This is a genomic window from Nostoc sp., from assembly GCF_036917315.1.
GTDB lineage: Bacteria > Cyanobacteriota > Cyanobacteriia > Cyanobacteriales > Nostocaceae > Nostoc.
In genome coordinates this window covers 1-25804 of the sequence record NZ_JBALDR010000011.1, presented here as the reverse complement: position 1 = coordinate 25804, position 25804 = coordinate 1, and the positions used below count along the sequence as shown (strand labels likewise).

The 25804-nt window shown below is 41.4% G+C and carries 22 protein-coding genes and 2 pseudogenes; 15 read left to right on the top strand and 9 right to left on the bottom strand.

Features of this window, described 5'->3' with window-relative positions:
- The first annotated feature begins 2 nt into the window (after positions 1 to 2).
- From V7K84_RS04795 to V7K84_RS04770, 6 genes and pseudogenes are all read left to right on the top strand, one after another.
- On the top strand, positions 3 to 665 hold the full coding sequence (locus V7K84_RS04795; protein WP_334836720.1) for a methyltransferase domain-containing protein: 663 nt from the start codon (positions 3 to 5) through the stop codon (positions 663 to 665).
- A 659-nt stretch (positions 666 to 1324) separates the two neighbouring features.
- Positions 1325 to 1871: pseudogene (locus V7K84_RS04790) on the top strand (SDR family oxidoreductase).
- Positions 1872 to 2198: 327 nt separating this feature from the next.
- The gene (locus V7K84_RS04785; RefSeq protein ID WP_334836719.1) at positions 2199 to 3602 is read left to right on the top strand and encodes a glycoside hydrolase 100 family protein; all 1404 of its coding nucleotides are present in this window, start codon (positions 2199 to 2201) and stop codon (positions 3600 to 3602) included.
- Between the two features lie 514 nt (positions 3603 to 4116).
- Positions 4117 to 4419: a hypothetical protein gene (locus V7K84_RS04780; RefSeq protein WP_292810531.1), complete on the top strand. Its 303-nt coding sequence runs from the start codon at positions 4117 to 4119 to the stop codon at positions 4417 to 4419.
- 103 nt (positions 4420 to 4522) lie between these two features.
- Positions 4523 to 4990, top strand: coding sequence for a hypothetical protein (locus V7K84_RS04775; protein ID WP_334836718.1), 468 nt, complete (start codon positions 4523 to 4525; stop codon positions 4988 to 4990).
- Between the two features lie 751 nt (positions 4991 to 5741).
- Positions 5742 to 6383 carry a DUF938 domain-containing protein gene (locus V7K84_RS04770; RefSeq protein WP_334836717.1) on the top strand — a complete coding sequence of 214 codons (642 nt, stop codon included), beginning with the start codon at positions 5742 to 5744 and terminating at the stop codon, positions 6381 to 6383.
- 172 nt (positions 6384 to 6555) lie between these two features.
- Here V7K84_RS04770 and V7K84_RS04765 read toward each other — a convergent pair whose 3' ends face one another.
- Positions 6556 to 8805, bottom strand: coding sequence for a family 10 glycosylhydrolase (locus V7K84_RS04765; protein ID WP_334836716.1), 2250 nt, complete (start codon positions 8803 to 8805; stop codon positions 6556 to 6558).
- A 205-nt stretch (positions 8806 to 9010) separates the two neighbouring features.
- Between V7K84_RS04765 and V7K84_RS04760 the strand changes: the two genes are divergently transcribed.
- Complete coding sequence (locus tag V7K84_RS04760; protein ID WP_334836715.1) at positions 9011 to 9472, top strand: DUF3592 domain-containing protein; 462 nt, start codon at positions 9011 to 9013, stop codon at positions 9470 to 9472.
- 6 nt (positions 9473 to 9478) lie between these two features.
- Here V7K84_RS04760 and V7K84_RS04755 read toward each other — a convergent pair whose 3' ends face one another.
- Positions 9479 to 9751 carry a Precorrin-3B methylase gene (locus tag V7K84_RS04755; protein ID WP_334836714.1) on the bottom strand — a complete coding sequence of 91 codons (273 nt, stop codon included), beginning with the start codon at positions 9749 to 9751 and terminating at the stop codon, positions 9479 to 9481.
- Positions 9752 to 10192: 441 nt separating this feature from the next.
- On the opposite strand from V7K84_RS04755, the gene V7K84_RS04750 reads away from it, so the two are divergent.
- Positions 10193 to 11722, top strand: coding sequence for a glycosyltransferase (locus V7K84_RS04750; protein WP_334836713.1), 1530 nt, complete (start codon positions 10193 to 10195; stop codon positions 11720 to 11722).
- A 227-nt stretch (positions 11723 to 11949) separates the two neighbouring features.
- On the opposite strand, the gene V7K84_RS04745 is transcribed toward V7K84_RS04750, so the two are convergent.
- Together V7K84_RS04745 and V7K84_RS04740 are read right to left on the bottom strand one after the other, a co-directional pair.
- On the bottom strand, positions 11950 to 13050 hold the full coding sequence (locus V7K84_RS04745) for an alpha/beta fold hydrolase (protein WP_334836712.1): 1101 nt from the start codon (positions 13048 to 13050) through the stop codon (positions 11950 to 11952).
- Between the two features lie 304 nt (positions 13051 to 13354).
- A complete protein-coding gene (locus tag V7K84_RS04740) occupies positions 13355 to 14638 on the bottom strand; it encodes an MFS transporter (protein WP_334836711.1) in 1284 nt (427 codons plus the stop codon).
- Between the two features lie 816 nt (positions 14639 to 15454).
- Between V7K84_RS04740 and V7K84_RS04735 the strand changes: the two genes are divergently transcribed.
- Positions 15455 to 16036, top strand: coding sequence for an NADPH-dependent FMN reductase (locus V7K84_RS04735; RefSeq protein WP_334836710.1), 582 nt, complete (start codon positions 15455 to 15457; stop codon positions 16034 to 16036).
- A 206-nt stretch (positions 16037 to 16242) separates the two neighbouring features.
- Positions 16243 to 16431, top strand: coding sequence for a hypothetical protein (locus V7K84_RS04730; protein ID WP_334703386.1), 189 nt, complete (start codon positions 16243 to 16245; stop codon positions 16429 to 16431).
- 81 nt (positions 16432 to 16512) lie between these two features.
- Here V7K84_RS04730 and V7K84_RS04725 read toward each other — a convergent pair whose 3' ends face one another.
- Positions 16513 to 16695 carry a hypothetical protein gene (locus V7K84_RS04725; RefSeq protein WP_334836709.1) on the bottom strand — a complete coding sequence of 61 codons (183 nt, stop codon included), beginning with the start codon at positions 16693 to 16695 and terminating at the stop codon, positions 16513 to 16515.
- A gap of 526 nt (positions 16696 to 17221) precedes the next feature.
- On the opposite strand from V7K84_RS04725, the gene V7K84_RS04720 reads away from it, so the two are divergent.
- On the top strand, positions 17222 to 18202 hold the full coding sequence (locus V7K84_RS04720; RefSeq protein ID WP_334836708.1) for an aldo/keto reductase: 981 nt from the start codon (positions 17222 to 17224) through the stop codon (positions 18200 to 18202).
- 172 nt (positions 18203 to 18374) lie between these two features.
- Here V7K84_RS04720 and V7K84_RS04715 read toward each other — a convergent pair whose 3' ends face one another.
- On the bottom strand, positions 18375 to 18572 hold the full coding sequence (locus V7K84_RS04715; protein ID WP_334836707.1) for a hypothetical protein: 198 nt from the start codon (positions 18570 to 18572) through the stop codon (positions 18375 to 18377).
- Positions 18573 to 18603: 31 nt separating this feature from the next.
- Between V7K84_RS04715 and V7K84_RS04710 the strand changes: the two genes are divergently transcribed.
- The 4 genes from V7K84_RS04710 to V7K84_RS04695 all read left to right on the top strand — a co-directional run bounded on the left by V7K84_RS04710 (position 18604) and on the right by V7K84_RS04695 (position 23255).
- Positions 18604 to 19104: a DUF4174 domain-containing protein gene (locus V7K84_RS04710; RefSeq protein WP_334836706.1), complete on the top strand. Its 501-nt coding sequence runs from the start codon at positions 18604 to 18606 to the stop codon at positions 19102 to 19104.
- Between the two features lie 531 nt (positions 19105 to 19635).
- Complete coding sequence (locus V7K84_RS04705; RefSeq protein ID WP_104909288.1) at positions 19636 to 19908, top strand: GlsB/YeaQ/YmgE family stress response membrane protein; 273 nt, start codon at positions 19636 to 19638, stop codon at positions 19906 to 19908.
- A 1163-nt stretch (positions 19909 to 21071) separates the two neighbouring features.
- Positions 21072 to 21770 carry a hypothetical protein gene (locus V7K84_RS04700; protein ID WP_334836705.1) on the top strand — a complete coding sequence of 233 codons (699 nt, stop codon included), beginning with the start codon at positions 21072 to 21074 and terminating at the stop codon, positions 21768 to 21770.
- A gap of 120 nt (positions 21771 to 21890) precedes the next feature.
- On the top strand, positions 21891 to 23255 hold the full coding sequence (locus tag V7K84_RS04695; protein WP_334836704.1) for a hypothetical protein: 1365 nt from the start codon (positions 21891 to 21893) through the stop codon (positions 23253 to 23255).
- Positions 23256 to 23480: 225 nt separating this feature from the next.
- Here the strand turns inward: V7K84_RS04695 and V7K84_RS04690 are convergent, their stop codons facing one another.
- The 3 genes and pseudogenes from V7K84_RS04690 to V7K84_RS04680 all read right to left on the bottom strand — a co-directional run.
- On the bottom strand, positions 23481 to 24278 hold the full coding sequence (locus V7K84_RS04690) for a superoxide dismutase (RefSeq protein WP_334836703.1): 798 nt from the start codon (positions 24276 to 24278) through the stop codon (positions 23481 to 23483).
- Between the two features lie 334 nt (positions 24279 to 24612).
- Entirely contained in the window at positions 24613 to 25179 is a 567-nt protein-coding gene (locus V7K84_RS04685) for a 3'-5' exonuclease (RefSeq protein ID WP_334836702.1), read from the bottom strand.
- Positions 25180 to 25368: 189 nt separating this feature from the next.
- Positions 25369 to 25719 (bottom strand): annotated as a pseudogene (locus V7K84_RS04680) (hypothetical protein); the annotation flags it as partial.
- Positions 25720 to 25804: the final 85 nt, after the last annotated feature.

Below are 25804 nucleotides of genomic sequence, written 5' to 3'. Positions count from 1 at the left end.
TCATGGAGTTCAAAAAAATTCTGTTTTTACTGGTTACAGGCGTTAGTATTACCAGTTTAGGAATTGCTGGGTGTACGCCGCAACAACAAGATTTTGAAGCCGGAACACAACAACCTTCTACTTTAACAGGTCAGACCGAAACCGAAACACCATCAGCGACAACTCCCACAACTCAAGTCCAAGAACGTCCTGGAGATGTTCCCTATGTACCTACACCACAGCCAGTGGTAGATGCAATGTTACAAGTGGCAAAAGTGGGTAAAAATGATGTGTTGTACGACCTTGGTAGTGGTGATGGCAGAATTGTTAATACTGCGGCACAAAAGTTTGGTACGCGCGGCATCGGTATAGATATTGACCCCGATCGCATCAAAGAAGCGAATGCTAATGCCCAAAAGGCAGGAGTAACCGATCGCGTTAAGTTTGTCCAACAAGATTTGTTCAACACTGATTTTAGTGAAGCAACAGTAGTTACACTTTATTTACTGCCAGAGATCAACGCCAAACTCCGCCCCAAGCTCTTGAGTGAACTCAAACCTGGGACTCGTATTGTTTCCCACGCCTTCGATATGGGCGATTGGAAACCACAACAGACTCTCAATGTAGAGGGCAAAACTGTTTACTATTGGGTAGTCCCGGAACAAGTGCCAGCGAATTTGCGATAGGGATTAATAGCAATTCGTAATTAAAAGGCGTCAGATTCAAGTTATATCATGTCCGCTTAATTGCTTATTAAACCCGAAGAACCCCACCTCCCCAAAGCGTAGCTTTGTCTCCCCTTCCCGCTTGTGCTACGGTTACACACAAGTCTTCTAGAGTTGCACCACAGCCTTTTGATCCCCCCAACCCCCCTTAAAAAGGGGGGCAAAAAGCTCTCAAAGTCCCCCTTTTTAAGGGGGATTTAGGGGGATCTACGACGATTTTGGTTTTCTAGAAAGATGTGTGTACACCGTAGCCCCGCTTGTGGGGAGGGGTGTAATAACTGTGGTTAGCATAACTAATTACGCGGACATGATATTAATACCAATTTGAAAAAAGAATGCGACAAATAGACCATTTGTAGAGACGCGATTCATCGCGTCTTTACCCCAGGATGTGTTGCAATCATTAATTGAATTGGTATAAGTTTCCATCTCTTGAATCTGTAGCCTGATTTTTGAGAATTGTTTTCAGAAATTCAAAATTATCAAATACTTATTTATTAACTTTAAATTCCCTCCAATGGGGGTTGACAGTACCAGCCTTAAATATAGAAAAGAGTAATCTAAAATCCAAAATTGTTTGACTGGTGCAAATTCAAATCAGGGCAGCTTCGGGAGGAAATATGATAGGCTTAAAAGGAAAGAATGCTTTAATTACAGGTGCAACTTCAGGTATCGGTCAAGCGATCGCTATCAGACTCGCTTAAGAAGGGTGCAACATCGCCATCAATCTCCGGGGTGCTTATCTCTGCGACCGTGAAACTATTAAACACCTCCTGTCTGTTAATCGTCCAGGAGCGATCGTTAATATTTCCAGCGTTCACGAAATTATTGGGCGATCGATGTATATCAGTTATTCTATTAGCAAAGGCGGGATGGAAAACCTCACCAAAACTTTAGCTTTGGAATATGCAAGCCAAGGTATATCGTGTCAACGCCATTGCCCCCGGAGCAACAGTCACGCCAATAAATCAAGCCTGGATAGATGACCCCGAAAAAAAGGCGATTGTGGAAAGTCACACAATGGGGCGTGCTGGCACCTGTGAGGAAATGGCAGCCGCAGTAGCTTTTTTAGCTTCGGATGAAGCCGCCTACATCACCGGACAAACGCTATTTGTAGATGGTGGATTGACTCTATATGCTGACTTCCGGGAATCTTGGTCAGCTTGAAAAAGAGGCAAGGGAGCAGGGAGCAGGGAGCAAGGGGGATTCGACAGTTGACCTAACTCTTGGAGAGGCTGCGCCTTAAGCGTAGTTATGCCGCAGGCTTTACGGCAGAGCTAGCTGACCACTTTGCCTGTTGCATTAGCTTCCCGCTCTTACGATAACCACGCTTGGTTGTTGCGGGAGACTCAGACCCATGTTCTGCTCTGCTCCACAGCAGTTACTGATGAGGTCATTTCCCCCTGCCCCCTGCCCCCTGCCTCTTTGTTGAGATAAGGCTGGCGTACTTTCCACAATTAAGCCGATACATACCATTAGTGGAATTAAACGCCCATGACTAGCGCGATCGATAAGAACAGTCAGATGGAAGCAGAAGCCTGGGAATTATTGGAAGATTCCGTAATTTATTACCAAGGAAAACCCATTGGGACTGTAGCCGCCAAAGATGCGGAGTCAGATGCACTCAATTATGACCAGTGCTTCCTCCGCGATTTTGTCCCTTCTGCCTTGGTGTTTCTCATGTATGGGAAAGCAGAGATTGTGCGTAACTTCTTAGTGGAAACACTGAAATTACAAAGTCATGAAAAGCAGATAGACTGCTTTGAACCAGGAGCAGGATTAATGCCTGCCAGTTTCAAAGTACATTCTAAGGGGAATGAGGAATTTTTGGTCGCTGATTTTGGTGAACTGGCGATCGCTCGTGTTCCCCCGATTGATTCTTGTATGTGGTGGATTCTCTTGCTACGAGCTTATGAAAAAACTACAGGTGATTTGTCATTAGCGCGTCAGCCAGATTTTCAAGCCGGAATCAAACTAATTTTGGATCTTTGCTTAGTACATCGGTTTTCCATGTATCCAACAATGTTAGTTCCCGATGGCGCGTTTATGATTGACCGTCGCATGGGAGTTTACGAACATCCTTTAGAAATTCAGGTGTTATTCTACGCGTCTTTGAGGGCTGCTGGTGAATTGCTGTTACCAGATGGGGATAACGATACTTACCTCGGCAAAGTCAATAGGCGATTGGGATCTTTGAAATATCATATCCGCAACTATTATTGGCTAGACCTGAAGCGATTGGGGGAGATATATCGTTACAAAGATAACGAATTTGGTAAAGAAATTGTTAATAAATTCAACATCAACTCAGAATCAATCCCCAATTGGTTGACCGAGTGGTTGCCAGAAACGGGAGGATATTTAGCGGGAAATTTGGGGCCGGGACGGATAGATTTTCGCTTTTTTGCTCTGGGAAATCTGATGGCAATTTTAACTTCCTTAGCCAGCGAAAAAGAATCTCAAAGCATTATGAATTTATTCGCTCAACGTTGGCAAGACTTAATCGGCTATATGCCTGTTAAAATTTGCTTTCCCGCTTTGGAAGGTTTAGAGTGGAGGATTGTGACAGGATGTGACTCTAAAAACAGGGCTTGGTCTTATCACAACGGCGGTAACTGGCCAGTTTTACTGTGGTTATTTACCGCTGCGGCACTAAAAGCCGGTCGAACAGAACTTGCTCAAGCAGCGATCGCTATTGCCGAAAGGCGTTTATTTAAAGATAAATTTCCTGAATACTACGATGGCAATAATGGTCGTTTAATTGGCAAAGAAGCCCGAATTTATCAAACTTGGAGCATTGCCGGATTGCTAGCTGCTAAAAGGCTTGTAGAAAATCCAGAGCACTTAGAATTAATCAGTTTTGCAGAGGGTCTGGAAGTCCCAGGCTGTAGCCTGTAGGTAGATTGTAGAGACGGCGATTCATCGCGTCTCTTACCTGAACCAAACAGTATTGAGTAGTCAATACCTGGCAAAGTTTGATCCCAAAAATGATTGAGTGGTGTAATTATACAGGGTGTTTCTACTAACTAGTACAACTTGGTGTAAATCCAGCTACCATCTCAATTCAGCAGACAATAGGCAGACAAGTTGTTTTGAGCAACTGGTTAAAGGTAGGCAAACTTTCGGCTGTACTAGCTATACTGACATAACATTGCAAGCGGGCAAACTTTTGGTAAGTATATTTTAGTAAATAGTGTATTTGTACTATAAAAATCTTGATTGAAAAGTTACAGCGATCGCACAGCCTGCTTCTCTATGAAAGTTTACACCAACTAGTTAACCAGCCTCTGAATACCCTTCTCAAATACGCGATAACTGATACACTAGATTGTAAGAGGTATCTGAAGTGTCATACTTAGTAATATCACCAGATAGTCTTTGCATAATTAGCACGTTTTAACGTGTATTAACCATGAAAACTACTTCAGATTTAATTCCAGAATTTGAAAAACTATTCAGACAAAAATTACAACTAAATAATTGTAAACTTAGAAAGAAAAGACAAGAGAATAATTATGAAATTATTACTCCAGCTAAAGACATCTTTTTAATGTATTGGTCTGAGTTCCCAGAAGTTAACTTAATATATCAGGCTGTAGGGGTACGCACTCAGCAGACTAGTGTTTATGAACGAGCTATCCGCTCCCACATTAGTTCTAGTTTGAGTAGTATTCAGGAGAATCCTCACTCTGAATCACCATTATTGGTGAAATAGCTGACACTCAGATAACACAGACAATATTTACCAAGCTCTCGCCAGTTTTGTTATATAACTGACGGGAGTTGATCGCCGAAAATGTGTTGATCGAGAGATAAAAATGCAATCCGAAAAAAATCAAGATCAGCTAGATTATAAAGCCTTGTTAGCCAATGCAAAGCAAGCCTTAAAAGTTGAATATCAAAAATCAGCTGCTTTAGCATCCCAACTGAAAGCCATTAAAACTCAGTTAGAACAAGTTCTGGCTGAAAACAAAACTCTGAGAGAAAGTGTCTATGAAGATGTAGTTAAGCACTTTGAGGCGCGTACTCAAGCAGCAGAAGCACTGGCACTAAAAACAGAAGTACGCCAAAAATTCCTGGAAGCGAATGGTTGTAAGGATGATGAGAGCTTCGATGCTCTATGGGATATTATTAAAAATAAGATTCAGATCCAAGACAGTGAGGTGAGAATCGTTGCTCAAAATGGTACTCCTAAGTTCACGTTAACAGGCAGCATGATGACTTTGAGAGATTTTATTCAATCCCTCAAACAAGATCCAATCTCTGGAAAATTTTTCTTGAGCTAGAGAGCCAAATTCATGAAAACCTCTGGCTAAAAGCGGACTAAAGATTGTAGTCAAAAGTTATTTATCTTGGTCTCCGTCTCCTAGCGACCGTTTGATTTCATATCATGTCCGTATAATTAGTATGATTCCCACAGTCATTGCACCCCACCCCCAACCCCTCCCCGCAAGCGGGGAGGGGAGACAAAGCGCAGCTTTGGCGGTGTGGGGTTCTTGGGGTTTAGTAAGTAATCAAGCGGACATGATTTGACTTTGTTGGGCATTCCACTCCAAAGCAATGCACTCTTAATACTTATCAGTTCAAGAGAAAAGGGGAAGGGAAAAGGTAAAGAAAAACCTTTAACCCTTTCCCTTTTCCCTTTTCCCAAAACCCGATTCCGAATCACAAATGCACAAAGCGAGAAGTATTGAATTCACTCCAACATTTCAGATTGCGTACAGTTGTTAACATTGGCGTATATTTTAATCAGCCAATTCAAATTCCAAAGAGATTTAATTATGATACAAGAGAATGAAATACTCGGCATTGTAGATGAAAATGATTGCGTAATTGGGCAGAATAAACGTTCGGAAATATAATGATTTTATTGAAAGTTTTTGGTTATCGCCTGATGATTTAATAAAATGGTTGTATGGCGGTGAGCCTGCAAAAAGTGACTTGCTCAAACTTGTGCAAACTTGTGCAAATGTTTTATAAAAATTTGTCGAGTTCTTAGTTTGATATTTGAGATTAATTATAAATATAACGATCCAGATGACACCACAAGACGCACGAAAATACGCACCAGCAACCGAGCGTAACCGCGAATCAATTCTAGAAGTACTTTTACAAGTGTTGCCAAAGAGCGGCACTATTTTAGAAATAGCAAGTGGTACTGGCGAACACGCAGTCTTTTTTGCATCCAGGCTCAGAGATTATCTGTGGCTCCCAACCGATGTAAATCCACAATCAAGAGCCAGCATTATTTCATGGACTGAACACAATGTATGTGATAACGTTTATGCACCGCTTGAACTAGATGCAAAAGAACCAGTTTGGGCTGTGGAAAATGGTGAATTTGATGGGCTGAATACGAAGCCAATTGTCGCCATCGTCAACATTAATATGATTCACATTTCACCTTGGTCAGCCTGTCTGGGGTTAATGGCAGGGGCAAGTCGTATCCTAAAAGCAGGAGGTATCCTCTATTTATATGGCCCCTTTAAACAAGGTGGAGAACATACATCTGCGAGTAATGCAGCTTTTGACGAATATTTACGCACTGAAAATCCAGAGTGGGGTGTGCGTAACTTGGATGATGTCATAGCAGTAGCTAGGGCACAAAATCTGATATTGCAACAGATTTACCAAATGCCAGCTAATAATCTTTCAGTAGTCTTTCAACGTTCTACCTAATGATTGACTTTATTGGGCTAAAAGCCAATACCCTTAAGTTAAGGGTTATTGGTGTAAATAATTGCTCTTTCAAGACGCGATAAATCGCGTCTCTACATCAGGCTTTTGGCAATGTTTGTGTAAATTCTGGGTTAATTGAACGCTATCTGGTAAGCAAGTTTTTACTTTCTTCTCACCGCCGACTGCGAAAACCCTGCTTACCATTAACTTGGTCAAAGAGTACATCGTATTTATCAAACAAGGCGATTCCAGGATTTACAAATACAGTCAGTTCTGATTGTGGCGAGATACTCAAATTCCAGCGATTAAATCCGTCACGGGTTCCTGGTGTCAAACTGTAATCAAAAATGCCATTCATTCCTACTTTCACAGCATTTGCTGACCCTAATACTCCGGGTTTGAGTTTCCCTGCTGTAGAAGCTGACTTGAATTCAGTCAAACCATTAATAGTTCCAGTATCAGCGATCGCTCTGCTATTACACAAATTTTTTGCAGAACTCCCAGCAATAGTTAAACAAACTTTGTTCAGTCGAGAATCCCATCTTTTACCGGGTACACCATTAATTTCGGGTTGTTGACTCCAAGAAGCCATTTTGAAACCTGCTTGATTCTCGGCAGTTAAACCGAGAATTAGGCTGCCATTATTACTACCACCATTTCCAGTGACAATAAATCCGTTACTCAGATTTCCTGATAATTTTCTTAACGGGTTATAGGGAAGTGATTTTTCAAAATAGTTAACACCGATAATTCCCGAAAATGGCACACCACTATTTGCTGAACATTTCGGCTTTTGGGCAGTACATTGGCGACTAGTAACAACCTGTACGGGAACAGGTTCGGCGGTGGGAATCAAACTAAACCGGACATTAGTGTAAACTAATTCTCCTTCCAGGATAGTACCATCGCTTAATACCTCCTTGATATTTTGACCTGTTCTTTGGATCGGAGAATTACCTAAAAACTCTTTGGGAACTCTTAGCCCTGCTGACCCTGTATCTAATAAAATACGTTTTGGTTGACCATTTGCGATCGCAACTTCCAAAAAATAGCCGCGAACGCGTTGCCCAAGGGAAGGTTTTGAATATAAAGGTAAGCTTATGGTGTTAAAAGTTGCCTTGCGGGGTGTATTTTGCGAGATATCGCGCAACGCTGAATTTGGAAAAAGAGCCGCAAATGCCGACTGGCGTTGCGCTGCTGGTTCAGGGGCAATATCCCAAAGGCTTTCGTAGTAGAAAAAACCGATACCTAAACCGCGTTGTTGCGCTGCTTCTACCTGGGATTGGATTTGTGGGATGGCAACTGGACGATTTCGTAACCCAGCCATAATCCCGATACCAGTTGGGATGATTTGTTGGGTTTCTAAAATTTCTGGGCGAGTAATTTGAGCGATAAAACTTTCCAAATCATTACGGTACACCTGCATGACCAACTCATCGACAATACCCAACCGTACCCAGTTGAGCCAGTCTTGCAGTTGCATTTTATAGGCGAAATTATAGTAATTAGGAGCAACTGAAAAAATGGCATTCGGTTTTCTGGCTTTCACAGTTTGGTAAAGGTCTACCATGAAGGCAGTAATTTTATCTGCCCGCCATTTTATCCATGCTTGGGCTTGGGGATTGGGTGGAGGAGGATTACCAGTTTCTTGAGTATATAGACTTATCGTGTACTTATCATAACCAAAATCCACAGGTAAACTCATGTGGTCGTCAAATTGAACGCCATCAGCATTGTATTTAGCGATAACTTCGACGACAAGTTCCCTGATAAAATTTTGCACTTCCGGGTGAAAGGGATTCAACCACGCTACTTCACCCGCAGCACTAATTGAAGTTTGAGTCCCATCTCCTTTTTGTGTTAGCCAATCTGGATGCTGCGATGCGAGTTCCGAAGTTAGAGGAACCATAAAACCAAATTCAAACCAGGGTATTGCTAGTAACCCTTGGCTGCGGGCTTGAGTGATGATGTCTGCAATTACATCTTGTCCATCTGCGCCCTTGAAGAAAAAGGGTATTCCCTTTTCCTGCATGATAGCGCTGGGGTATTGTGTATAACCATCATTCCAAACTACGGGATAAACAGTATTAAAGTTTAACTGCCGTAGTTGGCTCATGGCTGCTTGCACCTGTGAACGATTTCTAAAAACGCTAAAATCGTTACCACTTAGCCACACTCCCCGAATTTCCTGACGAGGTTGAGGAGGTAGTTGGGCAACGGCAGGGGCAAAACTGTTTAGTAGCAATATTAGAAAGAATGATATCAAACATAATAATGGCAGCAGACGCTTTTTCAAAAGCCACCGCGATGTCTCTTGAAGCTTGCTTAGACCTACTAGTACTCGTCTATGTACAGGCTTAAATAGTAAGTTAGTTAGAGTTGCATTAATTTCTCTACTTTTTTCCCAAAACTGAGTTGTCATTACTTCTGCTTACTAAATGAGGTTAATTGGTTATATTTAATACCATATAAACGTTAAATTACTGCATCAGTTTTCTGATGTAGTAATTTAGCTGCAAGATATTTGACGCAGTTATAAGGTTAGTGGTGCCAAATAGAAATGTTTCAAATGTAAGCTGTAATCGAGATGCTGTGATGAAATTTATTGTTGTGCCATCCTCAAACCCATGAATTTTCAACCTCACCAAAATACTTTTGACGACAAACTAAGCGCAAGTATTGGACTGGCCATTGGATTGCTGTTTATTGGGGGTGGTTTTTGGGTACGTAACATAATCGCCCACGAAGGTACAACGCTAAACGAAACACGTGGTACGGTGGTAGACAGCATTAGTCGTCGCGATCGCAGCAGTACGAACAACAATGAGCAAAAAGAAACCTATGCGCCAGTTATTGAGTTTCTAGCCAACGGTAAACGCACTCGCTTTACAGGCAATTATGAGTCTTACCGCTCCAGCAACGGTCAGATAGTGGTGATACGTTACAATCCTAAAGAACCGATAAGTACTGCGCGTGTGGTGAATCCGCTGGAAGGCTTAGTACCTTGGGGAATGTTTGGTATGGGTGGGTTAGCTGTGGTTTTTAGTGTGGGCGCACTGTTGCCTATACGCTGGTCTTCAGGTGGGTAATATAAATTAGATATATTTTGATTTCCGTGCTGACTTTGGCGGCGTTCGGTGTGCGCCAAAATATTTCTCACTGCGGTAACGCAACCACACCCGCAACACTTGCGGAATCTGGTCTTTTTGCTCCTTAGTCAGAGTGTTGTAAAGGGCTAAAGCGCGATCGCGTTCGCCCCGACAAGCAGCATTGTTGTGAGCATCCCAATAGCTGCGGGCTACTCTAATCCGCCGACAGACTTCTTTAATCAGCGCCTCTCCCGTAAGTGGAGTATCTTGCTTGTCCATACTCAAATGCTATAAATTTCTAATGCCATACTAGCGAGTCAGATTCATCTTGACACTTCAAATTTCAAGCTGGCTGATTTCACTGAGGTAATTCATTGCTATCCTTCATAGTTATCCAACCAGATGAGGGGTAGAGCAATAATGCTAGGCAATGAAGAAAAACATCACATTACCATTTATGTCATTCGGTATATGTGCGCGAACCACAGTAGTGATTAACTTAAGCATTAGGAAAATGACTGTATTGGTTGAGTTTAAGCTAAAGGGAATCAATAAAAGCCCTTTGACTTACTTTTTGATGATATTTATCTACATTTATCTACAGTCTCACTGCCTGCATTTTTCAGCCTTGGGAGTTTTTAACAAGCTCACTAAGCTCTTATGCTGCCGTCTTCAAGCAAAAATCTCTGGTAGAAATTAACCTGTATTAGGAAGTGGGCTATGCATATTGGATTTCTCAACCCTCAAGGCAATTTTGATTCAGGCAATAGCCACATTACGAAACACCCAGATTTTGGGGGTCAGCTAATTTACGTTAGGCAAGTGGCTATAGCCATAGCTCAAATGGGTCATAAAGTTGATATTATCACCCGTCAAATTATTGACCCGGAGTGGCCAGAGTTTGCCGAAGCGATTGACACTTATCCCGGGATCGATAATGTCCGCATTATCCGCTTACCAGCTGGGCCAAAAGAATTTCTCTCTAAAGAGTTGTTATGGCCTCATCTTGTCGCTGATTGGATACCCAACATCTTAAAATTTTATCAACAGGAAGGTAGCTTACCCGATGCTATGACTGCTCATTACGCTGATGGAGGACTGTGTGGCGTTCTAATTGAAGAAGAGACAGGCATACCTTTTACCTTTACTGCTCATTCTCTCGGCGCTCAAAAGATCGACAAATTGGAAGTCACCCCAGAAAATCTCACAGCAATAGACGAGCAATTTAATTTTAGATATCGCATTTTAGCCGAACGCCTGAGCATGAATCGCTCGGCAGTTAATATCACTAGCACACGGCAAGAACGTTTTGAACAGTATTCTCATCGAGTTTATAGTGGTGCAGTGGATGTAGACAACGACAACCGCTTTGCAGTGATTCCACCGGGAGCAGATTTCTCGATTTTTGGTGCAGAAGCGCGTTACGAAAACGAGGAGGTTACTTACGAGTTCATTCAGGAGCGATTGGCACGGGATATTGCAGAAGACCGTCGAGATTTGCCCGTCATCTTAGCATCCAGTCGATTAGAACTGAAAAAAAACATATTGGGTCTAGTGCAAGCTTTCGCAATCAGTCCAACACTTCAAGAACGAGCTAACTTGGTGATAATTACAGGGGCGCTGGACAATCCTTTACGAGAAGAAACTAGCGACGAAATCACTGAAGAAGTATTAGCCCCGATTCGGGAAGCGGTCAAAGAAAACGACTTGTGGGGCAAAATTAGTGCATTTAGCTTGTTACATCAGTCTCAAGAGTCATTAGCAGCAACCTATAGGTTTATGGTTAAACGTCGCTCAGTATTTGCGCTGACCGCACTTTACGAACCCTTTGGGCTTGCTCCCTTAGAAGCAGCAGTAGCAGGTTTACCAGTGGTAGCAACCAAGAACGGCGGCCCTAGTGAGAGCTTGCAACAGGGAGATCGGGAATATGGCGTACTTGTCGATCCAGAAGATCCTGCTGATATTGCACGGGGCTTGGAGCGGTTGCTATGCGATGCTCAGGAGTGGGAGTATTTTGCCCAAGCTGGTCAGCAACGAGTGTTGAAGAAGTACACTTGGGAATCTACTGGTGAAAACTACCTGTCTTTGCTTGAGCAAATTTTGTCTTCACCGGAAACTCGCCCTCGCGCTGAACTCCTTCCTATCCATCCCTACTTCCGTAATCCAGAATCGCAGACCGATGTTTCTTTGGAAGAATTGAGCGAACTCTACTTTGGATCTAATCAAAAAGTACTGAAGAATGCGGATTAAATAAAGTGCAAAGTGGAAGTTCTTGCAGGGAAGACGGAGGTTGCTACAGACTGCGCGAAACACCGAAACGTCAAGGCGGAAGTTCTTGCAGGGAAGACGGAAGTTGCTACAGACTGCGCGAAACACCGAAACGTTAAGGCGGAAGTTGCTACAGACTGCGCGAAACACCGAAGCGTCAACCCTGGAGCAATATTTTTTGATGGATGCTAAATGTGGGATTCAGACAGCTATGAGTAGCCAGCGCAAAATGTGCTGACTGCTTCAGCAAACTGTTGGTTTTGTTCCATCAATGCCATGTGTCCGCCTGGTTTTAGGGTGACTCTTTCAGAATAAGGTAATTCTGCTTTCATGCGATCGCTCGCCACAGGTTTTGTCGCTATATCTGAAGCCCCACACATTACCAATACAGGAACGTTAATAGTTGCAAGTGTGTCTGTTTCGTCGAACTTCAACATTCCCAGTGTGCCACGAGCCAGAACACCAGGCGAACCCAATGCTGATAATAGACCTGCAAAACTTAGTTGACCGCGTGTTTCAGTACCTGTAAATCCAGATAGTTCGACGGTGATGTACAGCGAACCATTTAAATATGAGAGCCAAGTCATCAACCAAAAAATCGGCCACAGCACGATAGTCAGGTACAACACAGGTTCGAGTAGAGGCTTCTGTAATTTCCGTACCAGATTGCTAAAAATACAAGTTTTTACCGGATTAGTATAAGTAGTATCTACAAGAATTAAGCCAGCTACCCGACTCCCCAATTGCTCTGGAAACAGGCGACAGAATGTCAGGTTAATCATGCCGCCCATGCTGTGTCCTACCAAGATAACGGGTTTATCCCCTGCAATCGCAACAACAGCTTCCAAGTCACGGGCATATTTTTCTATAGAGTGATCGTTGTTTTTCGGTTTAGTGGATTTACCTAACCCTGGTAAATCCCAAACAATTACTCGGAAGCGATCGCTTAGTTGTCGTTTGGCATAATACCATATAGTACTGTTTGGCCCCCAACCGTGTGACAAGATAATTGGTTGACCATCTTCAGGGCCAAAAAACTCTACTTGCAACACGCTCCCATCTGGACGTGGCAAGCGCTGTACGGTTTTGCTACGCATAAACTTGGGTTCCTCACCTCCAGGACGGCGCAGCAGTGGCAAACTGATAAAATGACCGCCAAAAGACCACAGAAACATTACTAGTCCAGCCACCAAGTAGGGCGTTCCTACAAGTTCTCGTTCGTACCATTCATAGAGAATGTAGATTCCCCCGCCAAGTACCCCAACAGACAGCAGTTGAAACAGCCATACAAGTAGAAAATTATGAGGCATGAATATCATGAGCCTAAACCTTGCAATGCTTTGTTAACTGCTTTTAGCTTCATACCATAATTAGAATCATCCAACTTTCACTCCCAAGAATGATTTATACAGTATTAGAGTCATAAAAATGCTGGGTTAGTTGATAAACGGTGTAGATTGGCAAAAATAACTATTAATAAAAAATATTCCCTCTGCCTCCTACTTTTTATTAATTAACAACTCTTCAGTAGGAGTGTGTTAGTGACAGGTGTATAGAGCCTACACCACGCTAGCGCATTCGGATTAGGGATTAAAAATTAATATCAAATGCTTACTAATCAGGCAAAACATTAACTGAATCGTTACTAAAATTTTCTTCAAGATAGCGTGGATCGCTTACTCCTACGTGCAAAAGCAGTGCTGTAGCTAATGCACCAATAGCTGCTACTAAGAAGGTAGTTTTATAGTCAATATTCTCCACTATCCATCCACCTAGTAAGGGAGCAAGGATGGTGGCAGGAGCAATAAGGGTATTACCAAGACCAATATAGGCTGGTCGTTGGTGTTGGTTGCCAAACTCTAAGGTCATTACCGCAGCAATATTTTGCAGAGCCATCATACCTATTCCTTCTCCTATAAATACCAAGTAAAACCAGTTTGCATTGGGTGCTAAACAAGCTAAAATCGAACTGAATGCACAAGCCACACAACCAATTTGTAAAATCAACTTGCAACCTGTGCGATCGCCTAACCAACCCATAACCAATCCAGCAATAGTTTGTGTAACCATCAATAGAGTCGTAATTAACCCAACAGAAGCTTCTCCCATTCCATATTGATGTACGGCATATAGTGTATAGAAGGGAAGTGGCATCAGTGCTAACTGTGAGATCATACGTACGATCACAAAGCAACGAAAATTCTCATCGCACCGGAGAATTACACCCAGACTGTCCCAAAATTCACGTCTAGTTTCAAAGGCTGATGATGTGGTGTTTACTGGCTCTCGCGTCCTAGACATAAAAAACCAAGATAGAGCCATTGCCAAACTGGCACACAAAAAACACAGAGCAAAGTTAAATGGTTGAGCAATTTCCTTAAGTAGTAAACCAGCGATCGCAGCACCACAAATACTCATAAAATTAGCAGATGCTGCTAAGGTACCGTAAAAAATACCAAGCTTTCTGGAGGGAACAATTTTAGCAATCATGCTTTGCCAAGCAGTGGCGCTAACCCCACCACCTAGCCCTTGCCAAATGAGTATGGCAAATGTCAACAGCAAGATAGTTTGGTGATTGAGTTCTAGTTGTAATAAAGCCACCAGTGCTAATCCCAAAAAAGGAAGCTTCTGATGAATTGTCAACAACATTACAGTTGGTTTGTAACACTGTAGACGAGCTACTTTATTAGCTGTTAATAGCTGAGGTAATTGCCAGCCTAAGCGTGGAATAGCTGGGATCAGGCCGATGAGCAATGCAGAATCGGTAAGAGTGCTAACAAATAGCGGAAGAATCGTGAAAAATGAAGCAAAACCACTCCCAAAACCAAAAAATCCACTTTCAATAACACTGACAGTAAAGTTATGGCGAAGGTCTTTTTGAATTTCAGAATTAAGCATTTTTATAGATATTGCAAGTTTGGTGATTTATTCTCTTTTGGGGAAACTCAGGCTGTATTTTGAACAGGTTTATCTTCTTTTTGTAGGTACTTAGAAATCATCTAAGTACCTACAAAAACCTGAGTTCCATAAATTGTTCCCAAATGCTGTACTTAAATCACCCTTGAAAAATATTTTTGTAAAATATCCCAATTTTTGAGGGTGAGCCTTACTGCAAGGGAGTTTGGGTCAGTGGTAGGTGTAGGCCTGGATTTCTCACAAGAGATAAATCCAAAGGGTGTGGGAGGTGTGGGAGGATGGAGAAAAAGTCTTACCCCCCATACTCCCCACACTCCCCACACCTCCCACACTATGCGTGAAAAATCCGGGTAGGTTAACCTTGAAGTGGTGCGTGATTGGCAAACGGTGTAGATTATGCGCTCACAAAGCTCACACCTATCAATCACAGAGATTGACTTGACAATAAAATAGCTAAAGCATAGGCGTAGATCGTTGTAGCCATCGCCCAAAAGTTATTGATAAAGTTTGATTTGAAGCTGGACTCTTTGGGTTGGGTCGAGAGCTTGAGACTTTGTGTTGAGTGTAAACTTTTTACTGTTCGCTGATTTGGTGTCAGTCACCGATAATATATAGATGTATATACACCAGTCATTGACACCACCACACAAGACATTCTGCAAAAATTGCAAAAGGTTGTGAAAGCTGTTGCTGCCCAAGGCTGGAAAAGATTGGGGCAGGTGCGAATCTGTGGTGTATGATTGGTTGCTAGTGGTATCCCTAGACTTAAAACTATTTAGTTGTTAAAAATCATCGATCGTGAAATTCAAAACAATAGTCTTCTATGGTTCCTACAGGAGCGATCGCCAGGGCATCAAAGCTGCTAGATTCATGATTGACCAGCTTAAGCAAAGAAACCATGAGGTGATTTTTGCGGATGCAAAGGAGTATAACTTTGACATCTTAGACCGGATGTATAAAGAATATAGCAAAGGTCAGGCTCCTGCAAAGATGGAAGAACTGGCAGAACATATCCGAACCGCAGACGGGTTTGTAGTTGTTGCAGGAGAGTACAACCATTCCATTCAACCAGGGTTGAGTAATCTGATGGATCACTATCTGGAAGAATATTTTTTCCGCCCTGCTGGTATTGTTTGTTACTCAGCTGGTAGCTTTGGAGGAGTGCGGGCAGGCATCCAGTTACGTGCTTTTCTGTCAGAGATGGGAATGCCTACTATTTCAAGCATTTTTGCTATTTCTAAAATTGGAAACTTTCTGGATGAAGCAGGTACTTCACAGGAAGCTGCTTTGACCAAAAGAGTCGGTCAATTTTTGGATGAATTAGAATGGTACGAAGAAGCATTGAAACGACAAAGAAAAGAGAAAGGAAACCCCTTCTAATCGAGTCAGCAATCAATTATTAGTTATAACGGACTGATTAATTAACTAAAGTTTTTTATATATCTTCGGCGAAAACTGCCATAGGTTCTTTCAATATTGAGGAACAAACTCAACCCTTAGTCACCCTTTAAGAGAAACTTGTGTGAAGCTGTAAGAGAGTGAAGAATCAAACTCTCTACTAATCAGTTGAATTACCCTTTGTAAATATGCCTTCAATTAGCTACAATCGCACCGACAGCCAGCAGCCACAAAGCATTACCATTGAAGGTTATGTTGTCCGGCCAGGATTACACATTCTCAGTTACGAGCAACTCAAGTTGCTACGAGAGCAAACACAGCATCATTCTCAGCTTGAATCTCTAGTTAGCCAAGGTGTCATTAAGTTGACCGGTTAATAGTCGTCAATTCACTTGCAATTCATCTCATCACCTACCCCATAAGCAGGTGATGAGATGAATTGCTATATCAGCTAAGTTCTAAATAGATGAGTCTGAACGTTGTATTTGCTGACGAATGGTATCAATAGAAGCATTAATACCAGCCAGTTTGGACTCTAAATCATCTCGCAGCCAAATTAAGAATTTTAATTTCCGCTCTAAGCTAGCTTTGTGCGAAATGGGTTCGCTTCCATAACATGGATTACCCCAAAAAGGAAACATAGTTTACCTCTGAATTTAGCTTTTGTAACAGTGCAATATATTGCACCACTACATTCTGACGAATAACAATCAGACTGATGTATGTAAGAACCGACCATTATTGTGCGTGCTTAACGAACTTTTGCTAAAAGTGAACAAGTTGAAGTGACGATACCATATTCAAAGGTTCTGGCAATTTGGCATTACAACTGTGTATTTTGCAGTTTAAATGAGATATCAACAGAACAGAACAACCACAAATCGCCAGTTGTTGACCCAAGGCTGTAAAAGAACTCAGCAGCCAATTTACAGCGTTTGGTCATCGCTTCGCTACAACTGGCTAGTAATTCACTAGAAAACCCATAGTAAAAGTGTGTAGGCTAGAAAGCTGTTTTAACACGGCTGGTAAAATGAATGTGAAGCGCCCACAAATCAACGTACTTATATCAGTAAATACTTCTAATAATAGATGACTTGGTGGAAGGGAAAGGGATAATGCTGAAAAGGGTAATATTCTAAGACCAATTACTGAGTAGGAAATTCTTTTATGAGAACCAGAAAGCTAGGCAAACAAGGGTTAGAAGTTTCAACTATCGGGCTTGGTTGCATGGGAATGTCTGAGTTCTATAGCGGTCGTGATGAAATTGAGGCGATCGCGACAATTCATCGGGCATTAGAACTCGGAGTTAATTTTCTTGATACTGCTGATATGTATGGGCCGTTTACCAACGAGCAACTAGTAGGCAAAGCAATTAAAGATCGCCGAGATCGAGTAGTTTTAGCAACTAAATTTGGTAATGTCCGTACTGAAGATGGTGGCTTTAAAGGGGTTGATGGTAGACCAGAATATGTCCATCAAGCTTGCGATGCCTCGTTAAAACGTCTGGGAGTGGAAGTGATAGACCTCTATTATCAACATCGCGTAGATCCAACTGTCCCCATTGAAGATACTGTCGGGGCAATGGCAGAGTTAGTCAAGCTGGGAAAAGTGCGTTATTTGGGGCTTTCGGAAGCTGCACCGGCGACGATTCGCCGAGCTGTAGCAGTTCACCCCATTACTGCACTGCAAACAGAATACTCTCTTTGGAGTCGAGAGCCAGAGGATGAAATTTTACCTACCGTGCGGGAATTAGGAATTGGGTTTGTTCCTTATAGTCCATTAGGAAGAGGGTTTTTATCAGGTGCGATCGCTAGCCCTGACGATCTCGCAGCGGATGACTATCGAAGAAATTCTCCTCGCTTTCAAGGTGAGAATTTTTATAAAAACCTGCAATTAGTAGAGCAAGTCAAAGCGATCGCCAGCGAAAAAGGAGTAACTTCTAGTCAGCTTGCTTTAGCATGGCTATTCGCCCAAGGAGAAGATATTGTCCCAATTCCTGGTACAAAACGCCGTACTTACTTGGAGGAGAATGTTGCAGCTACCGAAATTATCCTGACTGAACAAGATTTGAATCGACTGGAAACAGTTGCACCAAAAAATGTGGCAGCTGGCGATCGCTATCCTGACATGAGTACTGTTAACCGTTGATCCCTCTGGGTGCTGGAGTATTTTTTCAAATTCCGCTTTATATGCACAAGCAGACATTACCGCAGCTTAACAAAGTAATCATCCAGAATTCTCTGAGGAAATGTCAAAAATAGCGTAGGCGCAGCCCGTCGTAGACATCGCTATTTTATCGGCTACATATCTCGATACTCATTCAATCATCTGGAAACTGCCAGCACGAGATATGTTCAATATCTTTGCTGCCGCATTTACTACAGACTGCATCCATCACAGAGTCCACCCATTCATAGCTGCAACTACGACAATGACAGAAAATGTTATTGCGGTTAGCCATTTCAATACCTTGATGCCACTGTTGTAGTTGAGAAGAGTCTGTCCAAGCTTCTGACATTTCATCAAACCTCGTTCATGTCATTGTTATTATGAGCCTAACAACCTCCAAAGTGAATAACTCAGTATTAATTGCCCTGACCCTTACCGCATCTATAGTCCTATCGCCCGTCAGCATTGCTGGTACTGTCCAAGGTTCAACCCATACTATCAAAATGTCTTCATTTAACCTCAATTCTCAAAAATGGCAAAACCGGGTGCTGCTAATCTTTGCACCATCTGTTGATAACCATAACTATCAGCAACAGATGCAGGTATTTAACCAGCGCCAAAACGATTTTAAAGATCGGGATTTAGTTATGGTTAAAGTCTTAGCAACAGATAAAAGCTATGCCAACGGACAGTTAATAGATGAGTCTTCTGCTGCCAATTTGCGAAATCGCTTTGGGGTTGATAAAGAAAATTTTCGCGTCATTTTGATTGGCAAAGATGGTGGTATTAAGCGCCAAGAAACTACACCAGTGCAAGCGACAGCAATTTTTGAGCAAATTGACGCTATGCCTATGCGTCAGCAAGAAATGCAAGAACGATAAATTGGCAAAGCAGTTGGTTTTATTGTTTAACACTAATGCAAGTACAGGCAATTGCCCTTTAAGCTAAAACACATTTAATTTGCATATTAAAATTTCCTCAATGTCTTGTGGGGTGGGCATCTTGCCTGCCCTGATTATGCAACTTTAATGCTGATTAGCTTACTACAAATGCTACGCCAACCCCTAAGCGCAAACCTCTTACAGCACCAGAATTCTACAAGTTGAGTAAACTTAAGTGCAAACCTACAAGAGTATCTGCTTTTAAACCTGAGTTCAATGCTTCAAGTAGATGAGAACGATCATTAAAAATGCATATACTGCAATTATCAAGCAATGAATTTATTAGCTCCTGGTTTTAGACCTACCAGGAGCTTTTTTTTATTATCCATCTTAATAAAGGGAGTTCATCATGAGAAGTAATAGCGTTCATCCTCAAGGCTATTAGTAATTGCTTCTGTTGGTAGATTGAATGTCAATATTTGGATTGCTATTGTGTATTTGTCACTAAAAAACGTTTATCAAATAAAAACAATGAATATTCTTGCTTGGATTGTTTTAGGTCTAATTGCTGGTGCGATCGCAAAGGCTATCTACCCCGGTCATCAAGGCGGCGGAATTTTAGCAACAATTTTATTAGGAATCGTTGGTGCTTTTATTGGTGGTAGTTTGGGTGTATTCTTCAGTACAGGAAGCTTTGCTCTAGCGGCTCCCTCTTTGAGTATTCCCGGTATTGCAGTAGCAGTTCTGGGTGCCATTGTTGCAGTCTTCTTGTGGAATGCGTTAACTAGCCGCAGTGCTTTGTAATAAATTAAATTGAATTAACTAATTTAGAACTTACGCACTTTTCGTCTTACCTGTCAATGCGTAAGTTCTGTTTATCAACAATTATTGACATCATTTGTCGCTTGTCATACTGATAGCCTCAACATTATCAACCTGAATAATGTTGAGGCTATGATTTTATTTTGGATGCCCTATCTGTTGCAAACATTTTTTGAATTGGTATTAGAGAAGTCGTAAATCTCTGCCTTACAGACCCATAAGGTCTGTGGTAACAACAGCAACAGCGTGCTAAATCGCAAATTTTATACTTGTAATCTAACTTAACTTTGCTTGGAGCATAGGCGTAGCCCATCATAGGTATCGTCTGGAAGCATAATTAAAAACTTGGGTTAGCGATCGCAATCTCTTACTTATACGTGTTTATCTAAAGCAAAGTTATATTTAATACGCAAAAGCAGTGGTTTACTAACAATAGTATTAAGTTCTTAAATACTAGTAATGTGTAAATAGATTAAGCTTGCCTCTCACCTATTTGCTATGGAATTTAATGAAGAGGTAGTTACGATTCCCAGTGTACAACTTTGACAACTGTCCACAATACTGTTGCATGTCTCTAGCTCATGGTAATATTATCTTACTGTCAGGGAGATATTATTTATACATCAATTTGTAACCATGCTGAAAGAGCTAGTTAGGTGCGTTACCTCCAAAAAACAAAAAATTATTCAACCTACCCAGGAAATCAACAAAAGCCCTAACGTGCAAAGCACAGAGCTTTTTAAACTCTGCTTATATAAGGTACTGAAGAGCTAGCTAAAGCTCTTTTTTAGGAATCATCATAGCCAGCAATAAAGGCATAAAATCCTCTTAAGATGGCAAAAAATTAGACAAGAGTAAATAGAAAAGTTTTGACACAATGTCAATAGCTTTTTGTATATGTAAAAATATCAAAAAGCCTAATTTGTCTTGTCAAGAAGACATTAGCATTGTGTGTTTTATTTAAATATTGATTCTCTTTGTGCTTGTTACCTATATATAAAAGTCCTATTTGATTAGTGAAAACTTAAGCTACTCGATCAAATCAGGCAAACACTTAAATTTAATAAATAATTTAGGACTGCTAGATAATCTCGATCTAGTAAAAATTCGATTATTCACAAAGTCAGTAAGAGTAACAGGAAAACATGAATATCATAGTTCGTTTGTTTGGAGCGATCGTTCTCCAAGTATCTGCGTTGGCTGCAATGTCTAGCATGGCAATGTCTGATGACAAGCCCTTTCGCGTCAATACCCAACAGACTCCTGCTGTTTATCCACGAAAAACAACACAGCCCTTTCGCGTCAATACTCAGCAGACACCTGCTGTTTCTCCACGGAAAACAACACAGAGGATTTGCTCTTTAGATCCCATTGAAGATTTATTACCTCCACCACAAACTAAGACAAGTAATTCTTTGCTTTCTTACCTTGCTGAACAGGGTTTTACACAAAATAAAGAGGGTTCCTGGGTCTGTTATGCGAACGATCCTAAAAAAGAAGGACGTTACTTTACTTTATTTAAGGTCAAACAAGTTAATAGCAGGCTCATAGCAAGTTCTTTCCTAGATGAAGGCAGTCTAATTCAAGGTCAGGAAAATCGTAGCCTGGACTTCTTTATGATGCTGATTGAGCATCATACGAATACTACTAAAGAGAACCGTCAAGGTATACGTAGATATCTACAAGCCTTCGTTTCCTTAGTCAAGGAAGGGAAGATCAAACCTACACGTCGTGGGTATCTTTTTGACCAACCAAACCGGGCGATGGTCTTGTATCACACACTCTCATCGGGAAACCTTAAAGGTACGGGAATCACGATCAACATCTATTTACCTAAGAGTTGAATTGGGGAAGTAGGGAAATAGGGGAGCAGGGGAGCAGGGGAGAAGTAGCAGTAAGTCTTTCCCCTCTGCCTCTTGTGCCCAATCCCCAATTAAATTGCTGTCGTTTAGTGGAGGTGCATCTTGTCTAAATCAATTGTTCAAAGAATTGCGATGCCGAAGGTGGTTCGCTTTGCAGCGATCGCATTTTCATCTGTTGCAGTAGTACTCACTACATGTCAGTCTGCTTTTGCACAGCTAAATGTTGGACGCTATGGCATCCAACAAGGACTGGAGTCTGAGTATCTCCAGTACCAAATTAAGAACCAGAATTTGAGCCAGATGCGAGTCATTCCTGGATGTGATGTGGGATTTGGTCTGACCTGCAATAAGACTGGATCGGTAATCCAACGATTAGTGGAGTTAAACAATGGAACTAGTTATCAAAACCTTCTGATCCGAGCAGCCGGTGGGGAGAAAAACTTCCAGAATTTCGCTAGCTTCTACGGTAATAATCCTAATCTCTCTGGGGTGCCTTACGCCTCATTTTGGAGAAATGCATCCCCCACAATCATGGATGGATCTCAATACCTTCTAGGACAACCTTTTGGTCGCAATCCAGTAGAAGGACTCGGACTTGTAACCAAGCAGTTCTACTGGGCACCATACTCAGGAGTCAATGACTCTGTTAGCCTTCGTAATGGATTACTAGACCTGAAATTGTCATACGGACGACTGCTGTTTGAAGAGGCCTCAAAAATTTCTAACATTCAAGAGCAGATTCAGTCTCTAGGTCTGTCGCCAGAGATGACAAATTTTTATTTAGATAAAATCTCTACAGGCTTGGATGCGTTGAGTTCTGGAAATCAGAACCAACTCCAACAGAAGATTTTTGAAGTACTCTCCTTTCCATATTCCGAAGACGGTGGGGAACTCGGACGCCCCAACAATGCGATTCCAGCAGAATTTAATCAGCTCTTAGGAGAAGATATCGCAGGAGATACTTTGCTGAGTGACAATCCACTAGCTTTGGATGGAGAAACAATAGCTTTTGATGCTTTCCCTGGCTCTACGGGAGATGTCTTGGTACCAGACAGTTCTAATTCCTTTCCACTTTGGCCAATAATCGGCGTTGGGGGTCTTGGTTTAATTCTGCTTCTACTACTGAGTGGCGATAGTTCTTCAGCTCAAACACCTGTTTCTTCATCTCAACCACCTGTTTCTTTATCTCCTCAACCACCTTCTTTATCTCCTCAACCACCTGTACCTGTTCCTCCAGAAAATGCACCTTTGTCTCTCACCAATAAAGGTGAATGCGATCTGACTCCTAGTGGTAATGGTTCCAATCACACACAGATCATTGAGGTTCCGTGTAATGTTACTCCTCAAACCCCCACGGAAGTGAAGAAGGTAGTGGAGCCATCAACGATCAAAGCGCTTGTATTGCTAATTGTTCTACTATGGATAGTCCGTAACAAACACCGAACGTTAAAAATCCGTCATTCGTAATTATGTTACATAAAGGGCTTTAGCAAAGAGTTAGAGCGTTAGTTTTCAGCGATGTCTACGAACATCAGGCTTAGAAAAAAATAATTAATTAACCATTTAGGGTAACACAGCTAGCTGTGCTACCCTACCCGTGTAACGCTTGCAACAATTTGTTTAGTAATAAGCTTTTCTTAAACTGTAAAACCTGATGATAATAGGATACTTTACCAGCCCTTTATGTAGCGTTCAGTTCGGGGAGCGTCCCGTAGAGAAGGAAAGGTATCGCCTGTTAATCTGCGGCCAATTCACCACATTCCACCAATTATCCAAATACTCAGCCCGACGGTTGCGATATTTCAGATAATAAGCGTGTTCCCATAGATCGTTACCCATAATCGGATATGAACCCTCCATAATCGGGTTATCCTGATTTGCTGTAGTGACAATCTGGAGTTGATTTTGAGGATTGCGTACTAGCCAAACCCAACCACTACCGAAACGACCTGTACCCGCTGCGTTAAATTGTTTTTTAAAGGTATCAAAACTGCCAAAAGTTTTGTTAATTTCTTGAGCGATCGCGCCTGATGGTTGTCCACCACCTTGAGGACTCATCAGTTGCCAAAAAATCGTATGGTTGAGATGACCACCAGCGTTATTACGTACCTTTGTCCGAATAACTTCAGGTACGCTGTTCAAATTCACTAGTAAACCTTCAACACTTCTTTTTTGCAAATCTGGATACTGCTTCAATGCATCATTTAAGTTATTGACGTAGCTAGCATGATGTGCATCATGATGCAATTTCATCGTTTCAGCATCAATAGCTTTTCCTAGTGCCCCATAAGCATAAGGCAATGGTGCTAGTTGTGCGGGAGAAGCACTTAATGACCTATTAGGATAAGCTACAGTGGCAAACGGTCTAGCTATTGTTGGTGTAGAAGTTTGTGCCTCAGCTATTGGTACTGGTTCGTGAGAAATTAGCAGAATTGCCAACACAATTGTTGTGAAGAAAAAAACTATTTTTTTTCGCCAAAATCCGATCATAAATTGTAGCCTCAAAATCAATATTATTGGCTTATAACCCGCTCCTAGACTGTTAGTTTGCAGTTATATTAAGCCAAATATTATATATATTACCTTAGCTGTCAGTTAATTAAAACAAAAATAGATATAGCTGAAATTTTATTTTTTAAACCGATAATTCAAACCTTGCACACAATAAATCTCTTGGAATAAGAATAACAATTATTCATACAAATTCTAATTTTATTATGTTATCGAAGTTTCATTTACCTGTACAAACATCTTGTCTACAGCATAATAGCTAGATTTTAGCCACTATTTTAACTAGGCTACGCTACTACAACTTTTATATTATTTATTCACCTGATTTTTTGCTTTTAATCTGTCTGTATATCGCTGCGATATTGCGGGCATCATCAATGCCACGATGGTGTGTGCCTTTTAATTCTATCCCCAACTCATCGAGAGCTTGTGCCATGCCAAATTTTTTAGATACGCCAAGATATTCTGAAAATTCCTCTTTGATATTTATGTGTTCTGAAGTAAAAGGATAAGGAAAATTATGAAACGCGCAATCTTGAATAAATTGCTTTTTGTCGTAATTACCCCAAGAACAAAAAATATAGTCGGGAAATAAATTAATCCATTCTTTAAAGCGAGAAATTGCCTCGAAAAATTTTGGTGCTTCGTCAACATCTTGCTGCCGAATACTAGTCAATTCAGTGCAAAAACCTGTTAGTTGCGGATGTCTCACAGGTTGGATGAATTGCTGAAACTCGGAATCAATTTCCCACGTTGCCCGATTGAGAATCACTGCACCGATTTCAATTATTTCCATTTGGTGACGGGGAATAGTTTTATTGTTACAGCACGTAGCTTCCAAATCGACTATCAGATAATAGTCAGATATTTTAGTATTCATATTATGTAATAGAGTAATAATAATTAAGTTTATTAATTATTTATACATAAGTTTAACTAATTGCACAATTAGTTCTGTAAGCTTATTGTATTTATCATACTACAAAAACGTAATCCTTACAGCCTTTTTGATTTATTTGAACTACAGCTAGCTGTAAGACCACAACTTCGCAACTTAGGCAAAGGGAATTTAGATTGATGAAAAAGGTTTAACCCAACGGAATTGGATAGCGATATCAAGAGCGATCGCAGCCAGCGCAAACCATAACAAACTTTCTGCCGCCAACACTAAAAAAGACCAAATTGTGCTGTGAGAATTCCACCCAAGTTCTATCTGAGTTAATCCGCGTACTAAGCCAAAGGCTAACACGCCACCAGCTTTGAGTTGGGGATTTCGATCGGAGCGGATGATATAGCGGTAGGTGACACCAAATAGGAAACCAGTGAAAGTTGCAACTGCACCACTCACCCATAAGTGCCAATTAACATCACTTTGCAGACTTGCGAGTGTCTGAAAATACTTTGCCAGTACTAGGGCGTGTCATCAATTAGGTAAACTGGAGTCAGTGGTGCTTGGGATGATTAAGCAAATAGAGAAATAATGACTCGACGTTATGCGCTGCGAG

Coding starts and splice junctions, on each gene's coding strand:
- V7K84_RS04760 (WP_334836715.1), top strand. CDS start 9,011: ATGAATTTTCAACCTCACCAAAATACTTTTGACGACAAACTAAGCGCA.
- V7K84_RS04685 (WP_334836702.1), bottom strand. CDS start 25,179: ATGAATACTAAAATATCTGACTATTATCTGATAGTCGATTTGGAAGCT.
- V7K84_RS04780 (WP_292810531.1), top strand. CDS start 4,117: ATGAAAACTACTTCAGATTTAATTCCAGAATTTGAAAAACTATTCAGA.
- V7K84_RS04775 (WP_334836718.1), top strand. CDS start 4,523: ATGCAATCCGAAAAAAATCAAGATCAGCTAGATTATAAAGCCTTGTTA.
- V7K84_RS04740 (WP_334836711.1), bottom strand. CDS start 14,638: ATGCTTAATTCTGAAATTCAAAAAGACCTTCGCCATAACTTTACTGTC.
- V7K84_RS04700 (WP_334836705.1), top strand. CDS start 21,072: ATGAATATCATAGTTCGTTTGTTTGGAGCGATCGTTCTCCAAGTATCT.
- V7K84_RS04730 (WP_334703386.1), top strand. CDS start 16,243: ATGCCTTCAATTAGCTACAATCGCACCGACAGCCAGCAGCCACAAAGC.
- V7K84_RS04725 (WP_334836709.1), bottom strand. CDS start 16,695: ATGTTTCCTTTTTGGGGTAATCCATGTTATGGAAGCGAACCCATTTCG.
- V7K84_RS04690 (WP_334836703.1), bottom strand. CDS start 24,278: ATGATCGGATTTTGGCGAAAAAAAATAGTTTTTTTCTTCACAACAATT.
- V7K84_RS04755 (WP_334836714.1), bottom strand. CDS start 9,751: ATGGACAAGCAAGATACTCCACTTACGGGAGAGGCGCTGATTAAAGAA.
- V7K84_RS04795 (WP_334836720.1), top strand. CDS start 3: ATGGAGTTCAAAAAAATTCTGTTTTTACTGGTTACAGGCGTTAGTATT.
- V7K84_RS04705 (WP_104909288.1), top strand. CDS start 19,636: ATGAATATTCTTGCTTGGATTGTTTTAGGTCTAATTGCTGGTGCGATC.
- V7K84_RS04765 (WP_334836716.1), bottom strand. CDS start 8,805: ATGACAACTCAGTTTTGGGAAAAAAGTAGAGAAATTAATGCAACTCTA.
- V7K84_RS04720 (WP_334836708.1), top strand. CDS start 17,222: ATGAGAACCAGAAAGCTAGGCAAACAAGGGTTAGAAGTTTCAACTATC.
- V7K84_RS04710 (WP_334836706.1), top strand. CDS start 18,604: ATGAGCCTAACAACCTCCAAAGTGAATAACTCAGTATTAATTGCCCTG.
- V7K84_RS04750 (WP_334836713.1), top strand. CDS start 10,193: ATGCATATTGGATTTCTCAACCCTCAAGGCAATTTTGATTCAGGCAAT.
- V7K84_RS04770 (WP_334836717.1), top strand. CDS start 5,742: ATGACACCACAAGACGCACGAAAATACGCACCAGCAACCGAGCGTAAC.
- V7K84_RS04715 (WP_334836707.1), bottom strand. CDS start 18,572: ATGTCAGAAGCTTGGACAGACTCTTCTCAACTACAACAGTGGCATCAA.
- V7K84_RS04785 (WP_334836719.1), top strand. CDS start 2,199: ATGACTAGCGCGATCGATAAGAACAGTCAGATGGAAGCAGAAGCCTGG.
- V7K84_RS04745 (WP_334836712.1), bottom strand. CDS start 13,050: ATGCCTCATAATTTTCTACTTGTATGGCTGTTTCAACTGCTGTCTGTT.